Here is a 22,772-nt window from a genome sequence, read left to right on the forward strand (position 1 = left end):
TTTCTGCACCATTGACTTTCACCCAAAAAGGAGATCAACTATGCCAGCAACATGGATTCTGCTGGGTGCGGTAATTGGCATCATTGTGGGTGCCGCTGTGGTTTACTTTTTTATACGGCCGCAGGTAGAGGAGAAAGTTGCCGCTGTTGAGCGGGAACTAGACGAGAGACGTGCCCTAACAGAAAAAGAAACAACCGAAATATTAGATACCTCGCGCAAAGAAGCGCAACAAATTCGGTCTGAAGCTGAAAAGACGATTGAACGCCGTTACCAGGATTTGGCTCGCGCCGAAGAACGCGTAGACCGGCGCAGTGAAAATCTGGATAAGCAAGCAAAGAAGATGGAGCACCGCGAAGCAGTTTTGAACAAGCGGCAAAGTCGCCTGGACAAACGACAAAATCGGCTAGAAACCATTGAGCAAGAACGTCGCGAGCAGCTTGAGCAGATTGCTGCGCTCACAAGTGATGAAGCCAAACAGCTTTTGCTGGACGATGTAGAAAAAGAGTCCCGTCAGGATATGGCTCGCATCATGCGTGAAATTGAAGATGAGGCCAAAGAAAGTGCTAATCAAAAGGCGCGCGAGCTGGTTGTTATGGCCATCCAGCGTATTGCCAGCGACCAGGTGGCAGAGCAGACAGTTTCTGTGGTGCAGCTGCCCAACGAGGAGATGAAGGGGCGCATTATTGGGCGAAACGGCCGTAATATTCGGGCCTTTGAGCAAGCAGCCGGAGTTGATATTGTGGTAGATGATACGCCGGAAGCGGTTTCCGTTTCCAGCTTCGACCCCGTTCGCCGCGAAGCTGCGCGCCGAGCCCTGGAGAAATTAATTACAGACGGCCGTATCCACCCTGCCCGCATCGAAAAATTGATCAAAGATGCCAGCAAAGATGTAGAGCAAGATATGAAAGAGGCAGGCGAGCAAGCCGCTTATGAAGCCAACGTGCATGGCCTACACCCGCAAGTCATTAAAATGCTGGGGCGACTCAAATACCGCACCTCATTTGGGCAAAATCAGCTCTATCATTCTGTGGAAGCGTCGAAAATTGCGGCCGTTTTGGCAGCCGAACTCAACGCCAACATCGACATTGCCAAAATGGGTGCCCTGCTCCACGACATCGGTAAGGCAATGGACCATGACCAGGAAGGTACGCACGCTATGCTGGGAGCCGAATTCTGCAAGCGGTTCAAGGTGCCGCCACTGGTTATTAACGCCATTGCTGCCCACCATCACGAAGTAGAACCTGAAAGTGTGGAAGCGATCATCGTTGAAGCAGCCGACGCCATTTCAGGGGCACGTCCTGGTGCTCGCCGCGAAAGCCTGGAAAATTACATTAAGCGGGTACGCACGCTAGAAGAAATCGCTACCACCTTCCAAGGGGTAGAAAGTGCCTACGCGCTACAAGCGGGCCGTGAAATTCGCATCCTCGTTAAGCCAGATAAAATTGACGATTTGGAAGCGATGCGTCTCTCCAAAAACATTGCCAAGACGATTGAAGAAAGTATGCAATACCCCGGCCAAATCCAGGTCACGGTCATCCGTGAAACCCGCGCCGTGGGCTTTGCCAAGTAGCTGGGCAAACCGTCCAACGAGAAACAAAAGGGTCGCTTTTCAGCGACCTTTTTTCTTGCCAATTTGTTTATTGGTGACCAAGGATTCGGTGGGGTTTATAGGGTATCTCGATTTGCTGAATTTCTTCCTCACTCAACCGAATGTCTACAGCAGCAACTGCCTCTTCCAACTGGTACATTTTTGTTGCCCCAATGATAGGTGATGTGACACCGGGCTTATGCAGCAACCAGGCCAACGCAATTTGAGCAGGAGAATACCCTCTTTCCTCAGCAATGCTCACAATGGCATCTACCACGTCAGAATCCTCTGGCTGATAATACATATCTTTGGCAAAACCATCGCTTTTGGCTCTGGCTGTGGGATCGCCCTCTTTACGTTTACGATTGCCAGCCAAAAAACCTCTTGCCAATGGGCTCCAGGGAATCACCCCTACGCCTTGATCTTGGCAAAACGGCAGCATCTCTCTTTCTTCTTCGCGGTAGACGGCATTCATGTGGTTTTGCATGGCCGAAAAGCGCGTCCAGCCATGTGAATCGGCCGTGTGCTGCGCCTTGGCAAATTGCCAGGCAAACATGCTAGACGCCCCAATGTAAAGTGCCTTGCCCGCTTTGACGACATCGTGCAAGGCTTCCATTGTTTCTTCAATGGGGGTGTTGTAATCCCAACGGTGAATCTGGTATAGATCAACATAGTCTGTACCCAGGCGGCGGAGCGAATTGTCAATCCCTTCCATGATATGTTTGCGGGAGAGGCCACCGCCGTTGGGGCCTTTGTCGATGGGGAAGTAAACTTTGGTCGCCAGCACAATCTCCTGGCGGCTAGCAAACTCTTTGAGCAGTTTACCGGTGACTTCTTCACTGACGCCGAGCGAATACATATCGGCCGTATCAAAGAAATTGATGCCTAATTCAACTGCTCGCTGGATAAACGGCCGTGCGGCCGTCTCATCCAACACCCAATCACGCCATGTCGGGGTGCCATAACTCATCATTCCCAGGCAGATGCGGGAAACTTTTAGGCCAGTCTTGCCTAAATTCACATATTCCATTGCTAACTCCTTTCGCACTTATGATGCTGAAAGGCGTTATTTTACCGAACGTTGGGCCTCCAGACATACCACGCCATTTTTGCCCGCCACAGCGTTGTGCATTACGCCAGAGGGCAGATCTAGCCGGTCACCTGGATAAAGTGTGGTGGGTTCCCCTTCAATCGGAAAGCCAAAGGTTATAGAACCTTCGACAACCATGATCACTTTCTCAAACGGATGATCATGGGCGGGAAAAACATCCTGGGGGTTGCTAATCCATTTGTATGGCTGTAAACCTTCTTGTGCCATTTGCTGATAAAGTTCTAGCTCAGAGGGGGCTTGAGGTTGTGCCCATTTTTGAATATGAATAATGTGGGTTTTCATCTACCGGTCTCCTCCATGACCGTTACTACGTGGTACATGCGTGGAATGATAAGGTTTGCATAAAGGGTACGAAATATTTACCAGGTGCACAATTGCACTGGTGTACTGGGCGATAAGTCTTGCTCCGCTTTTATGCGAAGCTGTTTGGTTCTTGTTATAATCCCGCAACTATGGAAAGTTCTGGTCAAAATCGCCGTCAATTGTGGATTGGCATCGCCGTCAGTGCGCTTTCAATTGCCCTCATTTTGCTGTTGATTGACCCCGCTGAAATCGTGGATTCTTTGCGCCAGGCAGAGGTTTCACTGATTGGCTGGAGTGCGTTGGCCATTCTCGCTTTTATGCTCATTCGAGCAATCCGCTGGCGCTACATGTTGGCCAACGAGATTTCCTGGTCACAAACATTCCACATCCAGAATATTGGGTATATGTTTAATATGGTGCTGCCATTTCGCCTGGGGGACGTGGCGCGGGCGGTGCTGATTGGCAATGTGCCGCCAATTACGCTGGCTAGAGGGCTGTCTACAATGGTAGTCGAGCGCATTCTGGACATGATGTTTATTGTGGCGTTGCTGCCATTTACGCTGGCGGAAGTGGCTAGCTTGCCGCCCTGGATGCAAGATGGGGCTCGTGCCTCTGGCATTGTGGCGGTGATAGCCATTGGGGCACTGATTGTAGCGGCCAATCAGCGCAAGCTGGCAACTCGGTGGGGAACGGCCGTTCTCAACCGCATCCCTTTTTTAAACACTGAGCAGTGGATCGGCCGTATGAACGAACTGCTCGACGGCTTGGGTAGCTTAACTCGCCTCAAAGATAGCGTCGCTCTTGTTTTTTTTAGCATTGCGGTTTGGATTCCCATCTTGTTTGCTTACCGTTGGGGCATATTAGCCGTTGGCGGAAATGTTTCCTTGCTGGGTGCCAGTTTTGTGGTGTGTGCCGCCGCCTTGAGCATTGCGCTGCCTTCTTCACCTGGGCAAATTGGCGTTTTTCACATTGGCGTAACGGCCGCAATGCTCGCCCTCGGCCAATCGGATGGCGCAGCCGGGGGATTTGCCGTGGTTTATCACGCACTAAATTTAATCAGCATGGTCATATTGGGTCTCATTGGGCTGGCCAGTACCGGAGCTACTTTCGGTAGCGTTATTGAAACCACCCAACGCTTTATGCGTCGCCGCCAAACAGTGGAGGATGGCGATCTCAGCAAAATTGAAAGTTAAGCCACTATGAAATTGCCTGTGTACATATTTCAGGAGCAATATGAAAATTGTTGAAGTCTTAACCTATTATCGCCCTTGGGTGAGTGGACTGACCATTTACGTAGAGCGGTTGAGCAAAGCGTTGGCTCGTCAGGGACACGACGTGACCGTGCTTACCTCGCAGTATGATCCCAATTTGCCCAACTATGATGTCATTGAGGGTGTGAAAGTGGTCCGCGTGCCGGTTGCTGCTCGCGTGAGTAAAGGCGTGCTGATGCCCGGCTTTGGCCCTATGGCCTGGAAATTGGCTCAGCAGGCAGATATTTTGCACCTGCACCTGCCCCAATTTGACGCACCCGGCGTGGCGATGCGCGGCCGTATTTTGGGTAAGCCAGTTGTACTCACCTACCATTGCGATTTGCAGTTACCGCAAGGTGCGTTCAATCGGCTGGTAGATCGGGTAGTGGGGTCAATGAACCAGCTTGCGGGCCAGCTAGCTGATGCCGTGGTCACCTATACGCGGGATTATGGGGTTCACTCGCCATTTTTGTCCCAGTTTTTGGACAATAAGCTACACATTATTCCACCTCCCGTGGAGCTGCCGGATTACCGTGAGGCAGATGTGCAGGCCTTCCGAACCAAGCACCATTTGCAGGACGAGCCGGTCGTGGGCATTATTTGCCGATTGGCGGCAGAAAAGGGCGTTGGCGTATTGCTGGAAGCATTGCCAATCGTGCAGGAAGCGTTCCCAAATGTGCGCGTTTTGCACGCAGGCGAATACCAAAACATCATTGGCGAGGAAGCATATGCAGCACGGCTGGCCCCACTGTTTGAGAAACATAAATCCCATTACCATTTGTTGGGCAACATTGAAGGGGCGGAACTTAGCGCGTTTTACAACTCCCTGGATTGCCTGTGTGTACCTAGCCTGAACAGCACGGAGAGCTTTGGTTTGGTGCAAATTGAAGCAATGCAAAATGGCGTGCCGGTAGCAGCTTGTGCCTTACCGGGCGTTCGCCAGCCGGTGACAATGACGGGCATGGGGGAAGTTACGGCCGTTTCCGACCACACTGCCCTCGCCCAAGCCATCATCAATATTTTGCGGAATAAAACCGCCTACCAGCGCGATGCCCAACTCATTGGCAACACCTTTTTGCCCGACGAGACCGCCCAAGCCTATGTGCGGCTCTTCCAAAAATTGCAGCGTGGCAAGCTCATTGGCAAAACGGTTGAACCGGCTGCCTATGATAAACTCCGAGCCATGCGCGATAGCTACTGACAATAACTTAAAACCAACCTGCGGATAATACCAAACTTGTGAACGAAAACAGTGAATTTCTAGCCGCAAATACCCAAGATGACCTGCTCTGGCGTCAGCTAAAAACCATCCCCGCTTTCCGTGCCATTTTACGTGCCGTGGAGGCCAGATTCTACTTTGCGGTCGATTTGCCCGGCCCTACGCTGGACGTTGGCTGTGGTGATGGTCATTTCAGCCAGATGGTGTTTCAGCGAAGGATTGAAGCTGGCATTGATCCCTGGTGGAATCCGCTGAAAAAAGCGCAAAAATCGGAGATGTATGATTTGGCCTTGCAAGCAATGGGGGACCAGCTCCCTTACCCCGATGGCCACTTTGCCAGTGCATTTAGTAACTCCGTCTTGGAGCATATTCCCGATATTCAGCCCGTGCTAAACGAAACAAACCGGGTGATGCAAATGAACGGCCGTTTCCTTATCACCATGCCCAGCCACAACTTCACCAAACAGCTGGGCGGCGCAGCCTTTCTGGAACGGCTAGGGTTGCCAGGATTAGCAGATTCGTACCGCCAATTTTTCAATCGCATTGCTCGCCATGCTCACACCGATTCAGCAGAAGTGTGGGCTGAACGACTGGCGACTGCTGGTTTCGGCATTGAGCGATGGCAATATTACTTCAGCAAAAAAGCGTTACGGGCGTTGGAATGGGGACATGTTCAAGGGGCTCCATCGGCAATTATGCACGCGCTGACCGGGCATTGGATTGTTGCCCCGTGGGAAAGCAGCCTGCGCCGCACGGAAAGATGGCTACGGCCGTTCTACGACGAACCGTTCTCTGAAGATGGCACTTACCTGCTCATCGTCGCCCGGAAGCAGGCCAATGGCCCAATCCCCGTACAGCTGCCTCCGGCCAACCCCTTCACAATTGAGGAACTGGAAACGGCCGTTGCCAGCCAGCAACCCATTCCGACCCAACCAGAAGTATTGTCAGAGCCAGAAACAAAAGCTGCCTCAGTAGCTATTCCCCCAGTTGAGCAATCAACAATCGAAGCTGAGCCTTACGACGAAAGGCCCAGCACAAACTGGATCAATATATTGTTGGGCATTATTAGTTTGCTTGCAGGCATGATGGGGCAGCTTGCTTTAACAGGCGATCCGCCCAACATTGCTGGGGGTAGGCTCTGGTTTTTATATGCCGGACTGTCCCTATTGGCTCTTTTGTGGCGCAGCCGTCCGGAACGTTTGCCGCGTGAAAGACGTTGGACGTTGCCACGTCTGAGACAAATTCCCCGTCGCCGCTGGTTCTTTTTATTGGCTTTGTTGTTGGCGTTGCTGGCGCAAAGTGCTGTGGGAACTTCCGGGAGTGAACGGCCGTTGCTGGCAATTGGTCTATGGCTGGGCGGCATGGGACTTAGTTTTTACGCCTGGCGTGACAACCAGTTGGATATTGATAGTTTGTTTATTTCTCGTCGCACAGTCGCCACGGCCGTTGCCCTCTTCCTTGTTGCGCTGGTTGTACGGCTCGTGAATCTCAGTCAAAATCCGTTCATGCTCAACGGCATCGAGGCCAGCCTGGGGCTGAACAGCCTGGAAGTTATTCGGGGACAGCTACAAAATCCGTTTGGCACCGCGTGGCTGACCAATCCTACGCTGCCTCTCTACATTATGGCATTGCCAATCTCCATTTTAGGGCCAACGACCCTGGCCGTGCGGCTTGTTTCACCGTTTGTGGGGGCGGCCACCGTCACGGCCACCTATCTTTTTGGCAAGCGCCTCTTTGGTAACTTCACGGGGCTGCTCGCCGCCATCTTGCTGCTCGGCTCGCACTACCACCTGCATTACAGTCGTCTGGGCATGACCAATATTTGGGATGGGCTGCTGGTGCTGCTGGCGTTGGGAACGATTGGGATGGCTTGGCAACGGCCGTCCACTGCCCCACATCAACGCACCGTTTGGCTGTGGGCTGGGCTGTTTGTTGGGCTGAATGCCTATGCGTTTATCAGCTCCCGCGTCTTGCCAATCATCTTGCTTGCCTGGTTTTTGCTAACGCTGTTGCTTGACCGCAAAAAGATGCAGGAGCAGGCGTGGCATTTGCTGACAGCGTTGGGCATGGCCCTGGTAGTGGCTCTGCCGCTTCTGCTCTTTTACAACAATAATCCTACTATTTTTATGGAACGGGCCAACGTGCTGGGTATTCTGCCGGACCAAACCAACTGGCTGGCCGATGAAGTCGCAAGAACGGGCATGACCCAAACGGCCGTTCTTTGGCAGCAATTTTGGCAGTCAGCACTTGCCTTCAACGGCATCCCCGACAACAGCCCTGCCTATCGGCCGTTGGTGCCCCTGCTTAGCTTTGGCCCGGCCGTGCTGATGGCACTAGGCATATTGCTGGCACTGTTTCGTTTGCGGCAAAATGAACATCGGCTGCTGCTACTCTGGCCACTCGGCACCGTAATTGTGGCCGGCATGTTGCTCATCGAGTCGCCGCAGAGCCACCGGCTGTTAATGGCCGCGCCTGCGCTAGCGTTGCTGGCGGCAAGCACGCTCATGACGCTGGGGAATCTCATTATGGCCACTCTGCAAGCCTCAGATGAAGCTGCCCCAGATGTTGGCCGTTGGCAAGTGTCTTTCCGTAATTGGCGCACACCAGTCGCCCGCGCCGGGCTGGTTTTGCTAACATTAACGCTGCTTTTTGCTTTGAATGATGTGGCCTTTTATTACGGCCGTTTCCCCAACAAAAATCAATTTGCCGACACCAACACGGAAGTTGCTTTTGAATTAGCCAATTACCTGAACGATTTAGAGGGGGAATGGACAGCCTACCTGTACGGCCCGCCGGTACTCTACATTGATTTTCCTACCCTGCCTTTCCTATTGACCGATTTTCAGGCAGGGGCTAACCTATTCAATGTAGAGTCGGCCGAGGCGGAACGGCCGTTGGCGCCCACAACCAATCAAATCTTCATCTTCCTACCGCAACGGGCGGCGGAGTTGGTCACGGTAGCAGCACAATTTCCCGGTGGCAGCCAACAACAAATTGATGGTCAGTACGCCGCCCCCTTGTTCACCATCTACAAATTCCAGCCTTGACGAAACTTGTTCTATTTTTTAACAGTGAGGGCAAGGTTTTTTTTACTAGAGTAGCCTTTATGAACTTCGCAATCATTACATTGGCCATCGGCGCGGTTGTTTTGATGACAACGGCCGTTATCACCTGGCCCAGACGGCATAGTGCCCATTGGATTCTGTCATTTTTGGGTTTAGCAACGGCCGTTTCCATTTGGCTAATTGGCTATGCTATTGAGCTAAGCGTCTTTGGCCTAGACAGCAAGGTGCTTTGGGCAAAAATTCAGTACATCGGCATCAGTTTTACCTCAGTTGCCTGGTTCTTGTTTGCCTATCAGTTTCTCAACCTGAACCTGAAAAATCTCAAATCCCTAACAGGCTTGCTCTCTATTGTGCCCGTCATTACCATCATTCTGGCCTTTACCAATGAGCAGCATGGGCTTTTGTGGACACAAAATTTGCTAGATGAAAGTGGCGTGATGCCCATGCTCTCCAACAACTACGGCGGCTGGTTTTGGGTGCATTCAACCTACTCTTATCTGCTCATTATTGGCGGGATTGGCTTATTTTTGCGCGTCATCAGACGGTATCCACACTTCTATCGCTGGCAATCAGCCATTCTCATTTTGGCAGCAGCCACGCCATTGCTGGGCAACCTACTCTATATCTCTGGCAATAGCCCCATCCCCCAATTCGACCTGACACCATTTTCTTTTGCCGTGAGTGCGCTGCTCATCGCCTGGGGCGTAGCACGCCTAGATTTGTTTGACATTGTGCCAATTGCCCGACGCATGGTGGTAGAAGGGATGCCCGACGGCATTGCCTTGATAGATTTAGAGAATCGCGTTTTGGACATCAATGAAGCTGGTAAACGGCTGTTGGGACAAGAGAATGAGCGCATCATTGGCCAAAAGCTCGGGCAGTTGACCTCTGCCTTGGCAAAAAAAATAGTCGCTTATGACGGCCTTGAAGTCGATGAGGAGATCAGCATCGAGCAAGAGGGATTGTGGCAGCATTTTAACGTGCGGATACGGCCGTTACACATCACCAGCCCCCATCCACGCGCTCGCATCCTCATCTTGCACAACATCAGCCGCCGGAAAGCTGCCGAAGCCAGAATCCGGCAGCGCAACCGCGAACTACAAGAGCTTTTTACCGAGGCTCAGGAAGCGCGAGAAGCTGCCGAGCAAGCTAACAAAGCCAAAGGCGATCTGCTGGCAAAAGTAAGTCATGAACTCCGTACGCCGCTGGGGGTCATCCTTGGCCATGCCGAAATGCTGCAAGAGGGCGTTTATGGTTCCGTCACGGAGAATCAAAAAACTTCGCTTAGCCGCATCATCGAAAATAGTGGGTATCTTAACGAGCAAATCAAAGGTTTGCTCGACCTTCCCCATCTTGAGAGCGGTAAGCTAAAAGTGGAACTGTATGAATTTGATTTGGCCGACATGTTGGAGCAGGCACACCATCGCATTCAGCCTATAGCAACGGCTAAAAATCTCGACTTTAACATCGATGTGGCTCCAAATGTACCTGCGCGCATTAACAGCAACGCCTTGCGCCTTCAGCAAATCCTGATCAACTTGTGTACCAATGCGGTTAAATTCACTAACAAAGGGCAAGTAACCGTCGCCGTTACGATGGCAGATGACGCTCATTGGCAAATGGCTGTTACTGATACGGGCAAAGGCATCCCCCAAAAAGAGTTTGAGACTATTTTTCAGCCCTTCTACCAATTGCAAGACAGCATGACGCAGGGCCAAAGTGGTGTGGGGTTGGGTTTAACCATTGCAAAAGAGCTAACAACCGCATTAGGTGGTAAAATTTGTGTAGAGAGTGAACAGGGGGCAGGCAGTACGTTTTTGGTCACCTTACCTGTTCACACCAAACTGTTGTCAACAGGACTTACGCAATGAAGACTACAAAAGTCTTATTCCTTCTGGAATTAACATCCTTTGACCCCAGACTTTTGTAGTCTGGTGAGGGTAAATGCGTAACTCCTTGTCAAAAGAGAATTATAATAATGTCTGAAGTTGAAAAGAAGCCTGTTTCTCTGATCATTGAAGATGATCCTGATCTGATTCACATTTTTGCACGCGCTTTGGAGCTATCTGGATATGAAACCAAAACCGTTGAGGACGGTACCGAAGCGATTGCACTGCTAGCCAAAATTGTGCCGGACATTGTTGTGCTTGATTTGCATCTGCCCGGTGTTTCTGGCAGAGAAATATTACGGGCAATTCGGGCAGACGGCCGTTTAACCCACACCCGCGTCATTTTAGCCACAGCCGACTATCGCACAGTCGAAGATTTGCGTGAAGATGCAGACCTTGTATTGCTTAAACCCATCAGCTTTAAGCAATTACGAGACTTAAGCTCCCGCTTTTTGCAAACAAACAAGCGCACCACGGCTATCTAAACGGCCGTGCACCTAACCCCTGGCAATCGGATGCCCCACGCTCCCAACAGAGGTATGATTGGGTAGCATGACAGCACCACTCAATCAACTCAAAATTCTCGATTTTTCCACGCTCCTTCCCGGCCCATATGCCACTATGATGCTAGCTGATCTAGGTGCAGATATCATTCGCATCGAAGCACCCAATCGCCCAGATTTGGCTCGCCAACTGCCGCCGCACGGTGAAGATGGCCAATCAGCGCAGCATGCTCTGCTTAACCGAGGCAAACGCAGCCTGGGATTGAACCTCAAAGAGCCAGTAGCTGTTGAAATCGTGCAAAAATTGGTCGTAGAACAAGGATACAACATCATCGTAGAGCAGTTTCGGCCTGGGGTGATGGATCGGCTGGGCGTGGGGTATGCCCAACTCAAGGAACAGTGTCCGCAGCTCATCTTTTGTTCGCTTACGGGCTATGGCCAAACAGGGCCGTATAAAGACCGAGCAGGGCACGATCTGAACTATTTAGCACTGTCTGGCTTGCTAAGTTTTTACGGCCGTAAATCCCAATCTGCCCCGCCCCCACCACTCCCCACCCAGGTGGCCGACATCGGCGCAGGGTCGCTGCATCTGGCCATTGGCCTGCTGGCAGCCGTAATTCGGCGTATGCAAAGTGGGGAGGGAGGCCAGCTAGACATTAGCATGTTTGACGGCACCTTGGCCTGGAATGCGCTAGGTGCTAGCAAGCTGCTCGTCGGTGGTGAAAATCCAGCCCTTGAAGGCGAATTACTTAACGGTGGCACCTATTACGATATTTACGAAACGGCAGACGGCCGTTACCTGGCCGTCGGCTCATTGGAACCCAAATTTTGGCAAGGGTTCTGCCGCGCTATTGAGCGTGACGATTTGATCGCCCCTGGCATGGATTACGACATTGCCAATCAGCAACGCTTCAAGGCAGAAATTCGGCAAGCAATTCAGGGCAAATCGTTGGCAGCCTGGCGCACCATTTTTGCCGCGCTGGACGTCTGCGTGGAGCCTGTTTTAACTACAGCCGAGGCACTCAACGACCCGCAAACCCAGGCACGCAATATGATTGTTGAGCTCCCAAACCAGGCTGGCGGCAGGCAAAAGCAAATCGCTTCACCCATCAAACTTTCTGATCATGCACCAAGCTACCCGTTTAGCGGTGTGCCGCTTGGTTGGCATAGTGATGAAATTCTGGGCCAGATTGGCTATACGAAGTCAGAGATCGATGTGCTTTTTGCGCAAAATGTGGTGGCTGGCCAACGATGAAACAACGTGACATTTTCTGGTTCTGGCTGCCGCTGTTTGCGAGCTGGCTGCTCATGACGGCCGAAGGCCCCATCGTCAGCGCAGCAATTAATCGCCTGCCCAACGAAGTTATCATGTTGGCAGCGCAGGGCATTGTGGTGAGTCTTTCCGTCACTATCGAAAGCCCGATTATCAATTTGCTGGCTACCTCCACTGCCCTGGTGAAAGATCGTGCCTCCTTTTTACAAGTGCGCCGCTTTACGGTGCATTGGATGATTTTACTAACGGCCGTTACCATCCTTATCGCCTTCACCCCTGTGTTTGATCTGGTCGTGTTGCGCTGGCTAGGTACCCCGGAACCTGTGGCCCAATGGGTGCGCCCTGGTATGCAAATCATGACGCTGTGGAGCGCAGCCATTGCCTGGCGACGCTTTTTGCAAGGGGTGCTCATTGGCTTTAACCAACCCCGCAAAATGGCCTGGGGCACGGCGATTCGCCTACTCGCTTCCGGTGGATCAGTTATTGTGATGGCCAGCTTCACCAACTGGCCCGGCGTCGTCAACGGTGCCACCGCGCTGATGCTGGGGGTGATTGCTGAAGCCATTTATGCCACTTGGGCGGTACGGCCGTTACTGCAAAATGAACTCTCTGCTGAGCAACCAGCCGTATCCCCGCCCCTCACCTACCGCGATCTTTTTTGGTTCCATCTGCCGCTGGCGGGAACTTCTGTGATTATTCTGCTGGTTCAGCCGCTGGTCACATTTAGTCTGGCACGATTGGATCGGCCCACCGAATCATTGGCAGCGTGGCCTGTTGTGTTCCAAATTATGCTGATGGCCCGCGCTGCTTCGCTTGCGTTGCCAGAAGCGGTTATTGCCCTCACCAAAGGGCCAACCACGTATCAGCCCATTCGCCGCTTTAGCCTAACGCTGGCTGGTGTGGTAGCCGTGGCAGTGGCTCTGTTTACCTTTAGCCCACTGGCGCGGCTGTACCTTTTTGGCGTCCAGGACATGACGGCCGAGGTTGGTGGATTGGCAGAAAGCAGCCTCATTTACTTTTTGCCCTTCCCGGCGCTGACGGTGATTAGTATGTGGCTGCGCGGGGTGCTGATAAACGGCCGTAAAACAACAGCGGTCAATGTGGCAATGGTCGTCAACATGTTTATCACCATTGTGGTATTAGCTGCGGGGCTGGCGGGACAACAGCCCGGTTTGCCTACTGCCGCTGTGGCTCTGTCACTGGCGGTGTTGGCGGAGATTATTTATTTGGGCTGGCGAGCACAGCAGCTTTGGCCTGTCCTGAGCCCCAAAGTGACTACGCGAAGTATTTAACTTGAGGAAACCCTATGATTGAAATTTTGCAACTTCCGCTTGGCCCTTTGCAAACCAACTGCTATTTGGTTGCCTGTGACGAGACGATGGAAGTGGCCGTCATCGACCCCTCTTGGGACGGCCGTCGCATTGCGGTTATGGCCAGCGAACGCGGCTACGTGATCACCCACATTTTGCTCACCCACACCCACTTTGACCACGTCGGCGGCTTGGCGGAACTGGCAGAAGAAACCAAAGCCCCGATCTATAGCCACCCCGATGCGCTGGAAATGCTGGCCCACGCCCCCAAAGCAGCAGCCAGCTACAACTTACCCATGCCTACTCCGCCAAAGCCAACGCACATGCTGGTGGAAGGTGATGTGGTTGAGGTTGGGAATCTCAAATTTGAGGTGTTGTTTACCCCAGGACACGCGCCGGGACATTTAAGTTTTTATGTGCGTGAACACAACGTCATTTTTGATGGGGATGTCTTATTCCAGCGCAGCATCGGGCGGACAGACTTCCCTGGCTGTGACCACCCCACCCTGATGAAAAATATTCGCGAAAAGCTGTTGGTGCTGCCCGATGATACGGCCGTTCTGTCCGGCCACGGCCCCGCCACCACCATTGGGCAAGAGAAACAGTGGAATCCGTTTTTGCAGTAAGTAGGTCATTCAGAAGTTCAACTTTTGGCAAAAGTTGGACTTCTCCCATTACGGAGTTGGCGTGATTGTTGGGGTTTGGGTTGGTGTGGGAGTCGCCGTTGGGACAGCACCCTGCCAGATGAAGAAGGCATCGGCACTGCTGGAGCCACCAAAAGTATAAATTGGCAAGCCGTCCGAGCGAGTATCAGTCACCTGGACAATGCTCACCCGCCAGCGCATCTGGAATAGCTCTGGTGTGGTGGGCCGCCATTCTGATGGGACACGAAAGGCAGTATCGCGTGTAAAGCCGCGCCGGGGCAGGCCATCCAAATCATCGATGTTGGCCAACTCTACCATGTACATTTCTGATTCGGCCAATGGCTTTACGGCCGTCCATTGCAGCACAATCTCTTGCGAAAGTGACTCAACAACCGTGCCAGCCACTGGGTACAGAAGCTGCGGCCCTGGCGGGGGCAGCGTATTGGTCGGCGTGGGGGACGGACCAGGCGTTGGAGGCAAGGACTGCCCGTAAATAACCTCTGGAATGCAAACCGGGTCACCTGGCTGCAGCAAGGAAGGATCGGCGATTCGGTTCACCTCGGCCAACAAATCAAAGGGAACCCCAAAACGGCTGGCAATCCCCACAATAGAATCTCCCCCTTGCACTTGATACAAATCGCAGCCGGTGGGGTCTACCAACACTGTCTCCCCATTAATCTCGGCGGCAATAATTTGCAGCGGTGGCGTGGGCGTGGGCCAGGGAATATTTAGCTCCTGCTCTACCTGCACCTGTGTGCTGGCCGAAAGACCATTGGCGGCAGCAATCGCTTCTGGCTCAATGCGGTAAATGAGCGAAATGCCAATGAGCGTCTCACCACTGCTCACGGTGTGGAAGCGCGGCGGACGGGGTGTGTCGGTAGGGGCTGGCGTAGGTGTGATGCTGGGAGTTAGCGTTGGCGGGCTGGTTTCGGTGGGCAGCGGTGTCCAGGTAGGCGTAAACGTTACGGTGGCGGGGATAGGCGTTACGGACGGGGCAATGACCATGCTCACTTCGTCACCCTGATATTGCAAGATGAGCCCACCCACAACCAGAGTAATGGCAAAAAAGACGGCCGTTAGCCCCAAAACCAATGGCGTTTGCCTTTCACGCATCACAGATTCAACCAGTTCAGGCGCGTCGGAAACGGCCGTTGTAGGCACAGGCGCAACCCGCTTGAAGGTGGGAATATCTACTGTGGTTTCTAAGGATGAGGGTGCACTTGCATCAAGTGTTGCGGAAGCAACCGTTTCTGCTTCTAGCTCTGATTCTGGCTCAGAGATTGAAGGTGGCTCCGCAGCAGCAGGTTGCTCTTCAATCGCTTCCTGTGGAGTATCAGCAGGTTCTAGCTTGGTGCCACACATCAAGCAGAGAGTCGCGTCAGCAGCAGCAACTGTATCGCAAGAGGGGCAGCGCCGTTCCTGCGGCGAGAGGGGGAAGTCAGCAGATTCACTCATTATTTTTTCGCATCTGTGGCATAATTCACGATTAATGCCTCAGAGCGCGGCATTATACCAAGCCGGATGGGCTGCTGCCAGTGACGATCGGCATCACTCATAACGGTTTTAGGGAGCAGCAAATGAGTCAAGTCAGAGAAAAAATAGAGGAAAGTAACGCAAACGGCCGTTACTGGTGGCGCAAATCAGGGGAAGAAAGATGCGCACAACCCCAGCCCAAACCGGGCGACGTTTGTACGCACTGTGGCGAAGGCACGCTGGCGTTTGATGGCTTGTTCATCCTCGCCTGTGACCAGTGCCAGCACATCGCCGACAGCGGCGGCTTCACCTGATAGCCATCACTTGCGGGGCGTGACCACCGTAATTTTGGCAAAGAGAGGCGGCCGTTTCCCACCAAGTCTCCCAGGGAAACGGCCGCTTTGTAGTGAAAAGCTCTCGTCTTTGAAACAGATCAGGCAGCATTCACCGCCACCTGATCGTTGTACCATCTGATGAGCATGATTACACTGAAAGGAATCATGAAGCGGATTGCAAAAAGTAGTAGCAAAATAAGTACGGCCGTTCCTAAGTTCATCATACACCTCCTGCACCATCACCTCAAATGAGGCCACGATGCCAAATGCCAATTCGATATGAGACCATGATAATTATTTGGGGAACGGCCGTCTATTCGGCAACTACGCCATCTTTTATTGGGGTAAATCCCCCATAAACCTACCCAAAACAGAACAAATCCCTCAGAAGCCGGGCCAATTACCCAAAATCCCTCAAGCCCACCCAAAACACCCCATTTTGGCGTGGGGCGTTTGCACCATGCCAAAATACGCTGCACACCTGATTTACGCCGCCACCCCCGTTTTCTACACTATTGACAAGCGTTCTTTTGGTTATTTTTTCGTTTCACGAACCTTACAGGAGCATCCTATGTTCAAAAGAGTTTTGATAGGGGTGACTTTCGCACTGATTTTGGGCTTTGCTACTTTTGCGGCAACCCAGGCACAGACGGACCCGGAAGCGTATGGCTCAGACGATTGTGGCGAATGCCATGAAGCTGTTACGGCCCAATGGGAAAACAGCGTTCACGGCCACGCTAGCATCGCCGAGAGCTTTTTGGCAGCTTGGGCAGAGGCAGATAATGAGCCAGAATGCCTGGCTTGCCACACCACTGGCTACAGCGCAGCTACCGGCAGCTATGACAAAGAAGGCATCGCCTGCGAAACGTGCCATCCCTCCAACCCAGCGGAACATCCGCAAAAAATCATGCAAACTGACATCTCGTCCCGCCTCTGTGGCAGCTGTCACGTAGATACTTTTGCTGAGTGGGAAACCAGCGAACACGGGCAGGAGGAGCTAACCTGCGCTCGCTGCCACAATCCACATTCCAATGCGCTGCGGGTGGGCAGTATGCAGGACACCTGTCGCACCTGCCACAAAGAAGAAACGCATTTCTTTACCTTCACTGCCCATGCAGAGGAAGGGCTGCTTTGCACCGATTGCCATTTGGCTGCCAAGAGCGAGCCGTTGGGCAACGGCCACAGCCAAATCAGCCACACGTTTTCCATCGGCTCAGAAACGTGTACCGACTGCCACAATGAGGAAATGCACATGCCGGGAAGCAACCTTGCTCAGACGATGGGCAATGCAGTCATGATGGAAGCTAGCATTTTGCCTGCTGATACTGTGGAATCCCAAGACAAAATTTCAACCGCCCAACCCTCGCCCAGCAGCCCCTATAACTTTGCAATTTTAGCTGCCCTGATTGGCATGGCGTTTGGTCTGGTTGGCTCCCCGTGGCTGGAAAAATGGCAAGCAAAACTGCGCGCCGAGAAAGTCGGAGGTCATGATGGACAGTAAAGTTGGACGACGTGATTTTATTAAGCTGGCCGCAGTGGGAACGGCCGTTTCCACCATCACCATCGCCGCCAAAGGGAATCCCATAACCGAGGCGCCAGGGAGCAGTCCGTATCGCTGGGCGATGGTCATCGACCAGGCCAAATGCGTGGGCTGCGGCGAGTGCAGCCTGGCCTGTCAGGCTCACAACGACACCCGCGAAGACGCACCCTGGAACCGGATGATCGAGCTGGAGCCAATCAACGGTGAAGCGGTGTATGCTCCGGTGCCGTGCATGCACTGCGAAAACGCACCATGCGTAGATATTTGTCCGGTGGGGGCTACCTTCCATCGCCCCGACGGCATTGTGATGATGGATTACGACAAGTGCATTGGCTGCCGCTACTGCCAGTTGGCCTGCCCTTACGGGGCGCGCACCTTCAATTGGGACACATATACCGGTGAAAATACGGCCGTCCCCGAATGGGGCGAACCCGAAGTAGCGCGTCGCCCGCGCGGGGTAGCCGAAAAATGCACTTTCTGCTTCCATCGCATTGACCGAGGCCTGGCCGAAGGGCTGATGCCCGGCGTTGATCGCCAAGCGACGCCTGCTTGCGTCGCGGCTTGCCCCGTCGGGGCGCGGCTGTTCGGCGATTTGAACGACCCAAATTCACCAGTTAGTGAAGCATTAGCCAAATATCCAGCAGTGCAGCTGCGGCAGGATTTAGGCACAAATCCACGCGTGTACTACCTGCCCGCCCGACGCGAAGAACTACTTGAGGAAGGTGTCTCATGAATCCGAAAATCAGGTTGCATCGCGCTGTCTTTCCTTTGTGGGTCATTTTGCTGGCCGTTCTCATGTTGGCTGGACTGGTGGCGGGGATTACCGTGTTTATCAATGGCCTGGTCGTTACTAACCTAACCGATTTAGTGCCGTGGGGCTTGTGGATTGGCATTGATCTTTCCGCTATTGCTCTGAGTGCAGGGGCGTTTACGCTTTCAGCGGCCGTTTACCTGTTCGGTTGGAAAAAGCTGCAACCGTTGGCCCGAACGGCTGTTTTCATCGGCTTTCTTGGTTACAGCATGGCCATGCTTTGCCTGCTCATGGACATTGGCCGCCCCGACCGCTTTTGGCACGCCATCGTCTTCTGGAATATCCATTCTCCGCTGTGGGAAGTGACGATGTGCGTGGTGCTTTACTTTACGGTGCTGCTGCTAGAGGTGCTGCCCATCTTTGGCAATGCTGGATGGTTCAAAGCCCGCTGGCCCAGTCTGTCCCATCGGCTGCACAATCTGCACAAATTTGCCCCGATTTTGGCGATTTTTGGCCTCGGCTTTTCACTATTGCACCAATCCTCATTAGGGGCCACCTACGGCGTGCTCAAGGCACGCCCCATCTGGTACAAGCCCAGCCTGGCTATCCTGTTCATCGTCTCAGCGGTGATTGGCGGCTTGGCCTTAACCGTGCTGGCCTCCAAGCTGGCCGCGCTCTTCTCTGAACGGGCCAACGTGCGCGACGACATTTTAGACAAAGTATCGCAGGTTATCGGCTGGATGCTGTTTGGCTACCTGTACCTGCGCTTTTGGGACACCCTGGGGATGGAGTACACGCTAGAGCCGGGCCGTACCGAGGGATTGCACATCCTCACCAGCGGGGCGTTGGCCTTCAACTTTTGGCTGGGTGAACTGCTGCTAGGCATCTTGATTCCGGCCGTGATTTTGGTGAGTGGACGGCTGCGGCGACAGCCTCGGCTGCACCTACTGGCATTGGCATTCACTGTGGGCGGATTGGTTGCTTACCGTTGGGACATCAACATTGTGGGGCAGCTAGTGGCGTTTACCGTGTTGCCGACCCAAATTGAGCCGCTGTACACCGCCTACCGTCCAGCCATGGTGGAGATTTTGGTGGGTTTGGGCGTGATCGCCTATGGACTGCTAGGCTTTACGCTTGGCGCACGCTATTTGGGCATCGTGGACCACAGCTCATTGCCAGAAACGGCCGTTGAGCCAGCCATTGTCAAACCAGTCCCTTTGCCAACGGATTGACAGTTGGCTACAGAGCGAGATTTCAAATCATGAACGGAACACAAGCAACATTCACGATGATACTCCTGTTTGCGCTGCGCTGCCTGGTGCCACTGGTGTTGGTATTGGGCATTGGGTATGTGATGAATTGGCTGGTGGATCGGTGGGAGGCGGAAGCGGCCAGTTCGACTCCGCTCAGTGCAGGCGTCGCCAAACAAAAACCGACCCGCTGCTGGGCCTACATCCAATGCCAAAAGGAATTGCGAGACGAATGCCCTGGCTTCAAAAAACAGATAACACCCTGTTGGCTGTTGCGCACCCGTGCTGAGGACAATTTGCCAGATGATTGCCTAACCTGTCCCATTTATAAAGAGAGTCCCTCCTTTGCCTGAGAGTAGAGACGTTGCCTTGCAGCGTTTCTACTCCTCTAATGCAATTAATCCATGCCGCAAGGCGTACTTCACCAACTCAATCCGGCTGTGCAAGTTGAGTTTGCGCATAATATTTTCTCGGTGCCGATCCACCGTTTTGACGCTAATCACCAGTTTCTCCGCAATTTCAGGGTTGGTCAGCCCCTCGGCAATGAGTACCAACACCTCTTGCTCACGGGGGGTTAAATCGCTAACTAGCGTGATTGAATCGCCACCACTCCCCCCGCTAAGGTAACTTTGCACCAGTCGCGTCGCTAGTGATGGATAGAGGAACACATCGCCACGGCTGACGGTGCGAATGGCCTGTACCAGTTCATCTGGCGCGGCGCGTTTGGGCAGGTAGCCGGAGGCCCCTGCTTGCAACATCTCAAAAAAGTATTGGTCGTCTTCGTGCATGGTGAGGGCTAGGACGGCCGTATCTCCCTCCAACGCTTTTATTTGCCGCGTGGCCTCGATGCCGTTCATGTCGGGCATCTGAATATCCATCAGGATGATGTCTGGCTGGCATTGTTGCACCTGAGCCAATGCCTCTGCCCCAGATTCCGCCTCGCTGACGATTTCGATGTCTGGCTGGGCGTCCAGCAGCATTCGCAGCCCAGAACGCACAACCGCATGGTCATCGGCCAAAAGCACCTTAATTTTAGGCATCCTTGCCTCCATAAAAGATCCGCAGATTAACGCAGATTTTCACAGATTGGCACAAAAAAATCTGGTTAATCTGGCTAATCTGTGGATAAAAATTACACGGCCGTAATCGGAATGGTGACCTGAACGGCCGTACCCTGCCCCGGCTGTGAATGTACCACGCAACTGCCACCCACCAGGGCCACCCGCTCTTGCATCCCCAGCAGCCCCCACACCTGGCGGTTCCCATCTGACGCTTCAAAAATGGGTTTCGGTTCAAAACCGCAGCCGTCGTCATGCACTTCCAAGTTGAGCATCGTGTCGGTAAAGCCAATCGTGACCGTAACCTGCTGGGCATCAGCATGTTTGGCGACGTTGTTCAATGCTTCCTGGGCAATGCGGAAGAGAATGGTTTCAATTTCTGGCTGGACGCGCTGGCGACGGCCGTTCAGCACAAATTCTGCCTGCACCCCGGAACGCTCGGCAAAAAGCTGCACCTGGCTTTTCAGAGCTGGCACCAAACCGAGATCATCGAGGAGAGACGGCCGTAAATCCTGAATCAAATCCCGCAGCTCCTGCAACGCCTGGGTACTCATTGTTTTTAGCTCCGTGAGCTGCGTGGCCGCCAGTTGCGGATTGTGCTGTACGTTTTCGCTGGCGGCGGCAAAGCCCAGCCCCAAGGCGGTCAGTGCCTGCCCCGTGCCATCGTGCAGTTCACGGGCAATCCGCTGTCGCTCCCGCTCCTGCGCCGACACCACCTGATGCAGCAGTTCACCGCGCAGCGTCTCGCGCGCCTGCGACTCGCCGTAGCGGGTGGCGTTTTCAATGGCGATAGTGAGCTGACTGGCGACTGCCTCTAGCAGATGCAAATCCCGCTGGCGCAGGTGCGTCATCTTCGGGGCAAGCCCTAACACCAAGCCACCACATACCGCATTCACGTCGCCTAACGGGAAGCCCAGCAAACAGTTGCCTGATGGCAGTAATGTATCGTCATCTGTCAGCTCGTTTGCCTCTACTTGCAGCGACTGGGGCTGCCCATCGACAAAAATGGCAGGCTGCCCCGTGTGCAGCGTGTGTGCCACTAAGATCTGCCCCTCATGGCAGTTGGACGTGCCGCGTTGAGGCAAATCATTATAACCAGCCTGCGTTTGGCAACGAAGCGGCTGGTCCGGCCCATCGCGCAAAATAATGAGGCTGGTTTGTATATACGGTAGGCTTTCACAAATTTTCTTGACTGCCTCATTGAGCAGTACCTCTCTGTTGAGGGTGGCCGCCAAGGTACGGGAAAGGTCAAAAAGAAGGGTGAGGTCATGAACGGCCGTTTGCAATGCTGCATTCAATTTTTCTGTTTCCCGCCGACTGTGCGCTTGAATAGCCAACGCCTCTTCCTGTGCCGCCAGCCGCGCTTCGTTGGCCTGGGCCAGATTACGCTTTCGTTCAATTTCAAACGCCCGCAGCGCGCGCACAATAAAAATGGCAATCAGTGCCGCCATCGCCAGGCGGAATAGCTGAATGGGAATGCCAAACAGCTGGGCAAACAGCGTGGCATTAACCACATTGGCCGGAAACAAGAAGCTGGCCTTGGGGAAGGCTTGCCCAAAGACGCCGTAAATAAAGAGTGCCAATGCTGCCCGCAGCAAATCTCGACCCGTGTCTGGCATTTCTAATCGCCGGAAGGTGCGCTGCTCCAGCACAATGGCCCAGGCCGCCAATATGGCTCCCGGCATCCCCAAAATGTAGCGGGACAGCGCATCGGCGGCAGCAATAAATTCATCGGGGGCGGGCTGATAAATCCAGTTGGTGAGCAGCAAGCTCAAGCCCCAAATCCCCAGCAGCCCGCTGGCAGCCAGGTAAGCAGAAAGTTGTTCATAGCGGGATTCATCCCGGCGAGAAAGATAGATGAGACGAATGCCAAAGACCACCAGCAAGGCAAAAGAAATGACCAGGTGCGCCAGCCGCACCTCCTCCAAAAGCAGCCAAGCGGGGATGTTGGCGGCACCGCTGGCACCCATGCCCTGAAACATCTCAAACCATTCATGCAGGCCATGCACCAGGCCAAAGCCCGCCAGCGGGCCCATTGCCTGCGCCAGCCTAAATTGAGAAGCCCGCCCGGACTCAATCCAGACAAGCAGCCCCAGGCAGAAGAAGGCCAGTCCGTAAAGAAAATAGATAAGGGTAAGATTTTGCTCAAAAAATGACGCCCATGTCTGCATAATGATACAGTATCTGGTTAATCATAATTTCAACAGTAG

At 53.4% G+C, this 22,772-nt stretch carries 20 protein-coding genes; 14 read left to right on the forward strand and 6 right to left on the reverse strand.

The features are described 5' to 3' along the window. The first annotated feature begins 40 nt into the window (after positions 1 to 40). Positions 41 to 1,570, forward strand: coding sequence for a ribonuclease Y (gene rny / locus ACOQPU_RS26900; protein WP_420642909.1), 1,530 nt, complete (start codon positions 41 to 43; stop codon positions 1,568 to 1,570). Between the two features lie 67 nt (positions 1,571 to 1,637). Here rny and ACOQPU_RS26905 read toward each other — a convergent pair whose 3' ends face one another. Then, entirely contained in the window at positions 1,638 to 2,618 is a 981-nt protein-coding gene (locus tag ACOQPU_RS26905; RefSeq protein ID WP_420642910.1) for an aldo/keto reductase, read from the reverse strand. A 36-nt stretch (positions 2,619 to 2,654) separates the two neighbouring features. Further along, positions 2,655 to 2,981: a cupin gene (locus ACOQPU_RS26910; protein ID WP_420642911.1), complete on the reverse strand. Its 327-nt coding sequence runs from the start codon at positions 2,979 to 2,981 to the stop codon at positions 2,655 to 2,657. 170 nt (positions 2,982 to 3,151) lie between these two features. Here ACOQPU_RS26910 and ACOQPU_RS26915 point away from each other — a divergent pair, with 170 nt between their 5' ends. The 8 genes from ACOQPU_RS26915 to ACOQPU_RS26950 all read left to right on the forward strand — a co-directional run bounded on the left by ACOQPU_RS26915 (position 3,152) and on the right by ACOQPU_RS26950 (position 14,137). Continuing rightward, positions 3,152 to 4,195 carry a lysylphosphatidylglycerol synthase transmembrane domain-containing protein gene (locus ACOQPU_RS26915; protein WP_420642912.1) on the forward strand — a complete coding sequence of 348 codons (1,044 nt, stop codon included), beginning with the start codon at positions 3,152 to 3,154 and terminating at the stop codon, positions 4,193 to 4,195. A 40-nt stretch (positions 4,196 to 4,235) separates the two neighbouring features. Further along, complete coding sequence (locus ACOQPU_RS26920) at positions 4,236 to 5,453, forward strand: glycosyltransferase family 4 protein (RefSeq protein WP_420642913.1); 1,218 nt, start codon at positions 4,236 to 4,238, stop codon at positions 5,451 to 5,453. 38 nt (positions 5,454 to 5,491) lie between these two features. Further along, positions 5,492 to 8,518 carry a methyltransferase domain-containing protein gene (locus tag ACOQPU_RS26925; protein WP_420642914.1) on the forward strand — a complete coding sequence of 1,009 codons (3,027 nt, stop codon included), beginning with the start codon at positions 5,492 to 5,494 and terminating at the stop codon, positions 8,516 to 8,518. Positions 8,519 to 8,577: 59 nt separating this feature from the next. Further along, positions 8,578 to 10,407, forward strand: coding sequence for a histidine kinase N-terminal 7TM domain-containing protein (locus ACOQPU_RS26930; RefSeq protein WP_420642915.1), 1,830 nt, complete (start codon positions 8,578 to 8,580; stop codon positions 10,405 to 10,407). A 107-nt stretch (positions 10,408 to 10,514) separates the two neighbouring features. Further along, positions 10,515 to 10,910, forward strand: coding sequence for a response regulator (locus ACOQPU_RS26935; protein WP_420642916.1), 396 nt, complete (start codon positions 10,515 to 10,517; stop codon positions 10,908 to 10,910). Between the two features lie 67 nt (positions 10,911 to 10,977). Next, on the forward strand, positions 10,978 to 12,183 hold the full coding sequence (locus ACOQPU_RS26940) for a CaiB/BaiF CoA transferase family protein (RefSeq protein ID WP_420642917.1): 1,206 nt from the start codon (positions 10,978 to 10,980) through the stop codon (positions 12,181 to 12,183). Further along, on the forward strand, positions 12,180 to 13,493 hold the full coding sequence (locus ACOQPU_RS26945) for a hypothetical protein (RefSeq protein WP_420642918.1): 1,314 nt from the start codon (positions 12,180 to 12,182) through the stop codon (positions 13,491 to 13,493). The genes ACOQPU_RS26940 and ACOQPU_RS26945 overlap by 4 nt, the downstream gene beginning before the upstream one ends. A 14-nt stretch (positions 13,494 to 13,507) precedes the next feature. After that, positions 13,508 to 14,137, forward strand: a complete 630-nt coding sequence (locus tag ACOQPU_RS26950) for an MBL fold metallo-hydrolase (protein WP_420642919.1) — start codon at positions 13,508 to 13,510, stop codon at positions 14,135 to 14,137. 48 nt (positions 14,138 to 14,185) lie between these two features. Here ACOQPU_RS26950 and ACOQPU_RS26955 read toward each other — a convergent pair whose 3' ends face one another. Further along, positions 14,186 to 15,610 (reverse strand): LysM peptidoglycan-binding domain-containing protein, encoded by a 1,425-nt coding sequence (locus ACOQPU_RS26955; protein WP_420642920.1) that lies wholly within the window; start codon positions 15,608 to 15,610, stop codon positions 14,186 to 14,188. A gap of 122 nt (positions 15,611 to 15,732) precedes the next feature. On the opposite strand from ACOQPU_RS26955, the gene ACOQPU_RS26960 reads away from it, so the two are divergent. Next, entirely contained in the window at positions 15,733 to 15,942 is a 210-nt protein-coding gene (locus ACOQPU_RS26960; protein WP_420642921.1) for a hypothetical protein, read from the forward strand. 119 nt (positions 15,943 to 16,061) lie between these two features. On the opposite strand, the gene ACOQPU_RS26965 is transcribed toward ACOQPU_RS26960, so the two are convergent. Continuing rightward, positions 16,062 to 16,187 carry a hypothetical protein gene (locus ACOQPU_RS26965; protein ID WP_420642922.1) on the reverse strand — a complete coding sequence of 42 codons (126 nt, stop codon included), beginning with the start codon at positions 16,185 to 16,187 and terminating at the stop codon, positions 16,062 to 16,064. A gap of 347 nt (positions 16,188 to 16,534) precedes the next feature. On the opposite strand from ACOQPU_RS26965, the gene ACOQPU_RS26970 reads away from it, so the two are divergent. Genes ACOQPU_RS26970 through ACOQPU_RS26985 form a run of 4 tightly spaced genes read left to right on the forward strand, consistent with a single transcriptional unit; the run spans position 16,535 to position 19,857 of the window. After that, entirely contained in the window at positions 16,535 to 17,464 is a 930-nt protein-coding gene (locus ACOQPU_RS26970) for a multiheme c-type cytochrome (protein WP_420642923.1), read from the forward strand. Next, positions 17,451 to 18,236 carry a sulfate reduction electron transfer complex DsrMKJOP subunit DsrO gene (gene dsrO / locus ACOQPU_RS26975; RefSeq protein ID WP_420642924.1) on the forward strand — a complete coding sequence of 262 codons (786 nt, stop codon included), beginning with the start codon at positions 17,451 to 17,453 and terminating at the stop codon, positions 18,234 to 18,236. Before ACOQPU_RS26970 ends, dsrO begins: the two co-directional genes overlap by 14 nt. Beyond that, positions 18,233 to 19,486 (forward strand): NrfD/PsrC family molybdoenzyme membrane anchor subunit, encoded by a 1,254-nt coding sequence (nrfD, locus tag ACOQPU_RS26980; protein ID WP_420642925.1) that lies wholly within the window; start codon positions 18,233 to 18,235, stop codon positions 19,484 to 19,486. Before dsrO ends, nrfD begins: the two co-directional genes overlap by 4 nt. A 29-nt stretch (positions 19,487 to 19,515) precedes the next feature. Then, positions 19,516 to 19,857 (forward strand): hypothetical protein, encoded by a 342-nt coding sequence (locus ACOQPU_RS26985; protein ID WP_420642926.1) that lies wholly within the window; start codon positions 19,516 to 19,518, stop codon positions 19,855 to 19,857. A 27-nt stretch (positions 19,858 to 19,884) separates the two neighbouring features. Here the strand turns inward: ACOQPU_RS26985 and ACOQPU_RS26990 are convergent, their stop codons facing one another. Both ACOQPU_RS26990 and ACOQPU_RS26995 read right to left on the reverse strand, forming a co-directional pair. After that, complete coding sequence (locus ACOQPU_RS26990) at positions 19,885 to 20,544, reverse strand: response regulator (RefSeq protein WP_420642927.1); 660 nt, start codon at positions 20,542 to 20,544, stop codon at positions 19,885 to 19,887. 92 nt (positions 20,545 to 20,636) lie between these two features. Then, a complete protein-coding gene (locus tag ACOQPU_RS26995) occupies positions 20,637 to 22,733 on the reverse strand; it encodes a GAF domain-containing sensor histidine kinase (protein WP_420642928.1) in 2,097 nt (698 codons plus the stop codon). Between the last annotated feature and the right edge of the window lie 39 nt (positions 22,734 to 22,772).

The sequence above is a fragment of the Candidatus Leptofilum sp. genome, from assembly GCF_965223285.1.
Classification (GTDB): Bacteria; Chloroflexota; Anaerolineae; order Promineifilales; family Promineifilaceae; genus Leptofilum.

Excerpts from the sequence above, each read along its gene's own strand:
- ACOQPU_RS26950 (WP_420642919.1), top strand. The coding sequence starts at position 13,508 with ATGATTGAAATTTTGCAACTTCCGCTTGGCCCTTTGCAAACCAACTGC.
- nrfD (WP_420642925.1), top strand. The coding sequence starts at position 18,233 with ATGAATCCGAAAATCAGGTTGCATCGCGCTGTCTTTCCTTTGTGGGTC.
- ACOQPU_RS26910 (WP_420642911.1), bottom strand. The coding sequence starts at position 2,981 with ATGAAAACCCACATTATTCATATTCAAAAATGGGCACAACCTCAAGCC.
- ACOQPU_RS26960 (WP_420642921.1), top strand. The coding sequence starts at position 15,733 with ATGAGTCAAGTCAGAGAAAAAATAGAGGAAAGTAACGCAAACGGCCGT.
- ACOQPU_RS26985 (WP_420642926.1), top strand. The coding sequence starts at position 19,516 with ATGAACGGAACACAAGCAACATTCACGATGATACTCCTGTTTGCGCTG.
- ACOQPU_RS26915 (WP_420642912.1), top strand. The coding sequence starts at position 3,152 with ATGGAAAGTTCTGGTCAAAATCGCCGTCAATTGTGGATTGGCATCGCC.
- ACOQPU_RS26990 (WP_420642927.1), bottom strand. The coding sequence starts at position 20,544 with ATGCCTAAAATTAAGGTGCTTTTGGCCGATGACCATGCGGTTGTGCGT.
- ACOQPU_RS26930 (WP_420642915.1), top strand. The coding sequence starts at position 8,578 with ATGAACTTCGCAATCATTACATTGGCCATCGGCGCGGTTGTTTTGATG.
- ACOQPU_RS26920 (WP_420642913.1), top strand. The coding sequence starts at position 4,236 with ATGAAAATTGTTGAAGTCTTAACCTATTATCGCCCTTGGGTGAGTGGA.
- ACOQPU_RS26995 (WP_420642928.1), bottom strand. The coding sequence starts at position 22,733 with ATGCAGACATGGGCGTCATTTTTTGAGCAAAATCTTACCCTTATCTAT.
- dsrO (WP_420642924.1), top strand. The coding sequence starts at position 17,451 with ATGATGGACAGTAAAGTTGGACGACGTGATTTTATTAAGCTGGCCGCA.
- ACOQPU_RS26940 (WP_420642917.1), top strand. The coding sequence starts at position 10,978 with ATGACAGCACCACTCAATCAACTCAAAATTCTCGATTTTTCCACGCTC.
- ACOQPU_RS26935 (WP_420642916.1), top strand. The coding sequence starts at position 10,515 with ATGTCTGAAGTTGAAAAGAAGCCTGTTTCTCTGATCATTGAAGATGAT.
- ACOQPU_RS26905 (WP_420642910.1), bottom strand. The coding sequence starts at position 2,618 with ATGGAATATGTGAATTTAGGCAAGACTGGCCTAAAAGTTTCCCGCATC.
- ACOQPU_RS26945 (WP_420642918.1), top strand. The coding sequence starts at position 12,180 with ATGAAACAACGTGACATTTTCTGGTTCTGGCTGCCGCTGTTTGCGAGC.
- ACOQPU_RS26970 (WP_420642923.1), top strand. The coding sequence starts at position 16,535 with ATGTTCAAAAGAGTTTTGATAGGGGTGACTTTCGCACTGATTTTGGGC.
- ACOQPU_RS26965 (WP_420642922.1), bottom strand. The coding sequence starts at position 16,187 with ATGATGAACTTAGGAACGGCCGTACTTATTTTGCTACTACTTTTTGCA.
- rny (WP_420642909.1), top strand. The coding sequence starts at position 41 with ATGCCAGCAACATGGATTCTGCTGGGTGCGGTAATTGGCATCATTGTG.
- ACOQPU_RS26955 (WP_420642920.1), bottom strand. The coding sequence starts at position 15,610 with ATGAGTGAATCTGCTGACTTCCCCCTCTCGCCGCAGGAACGGCGCTGC.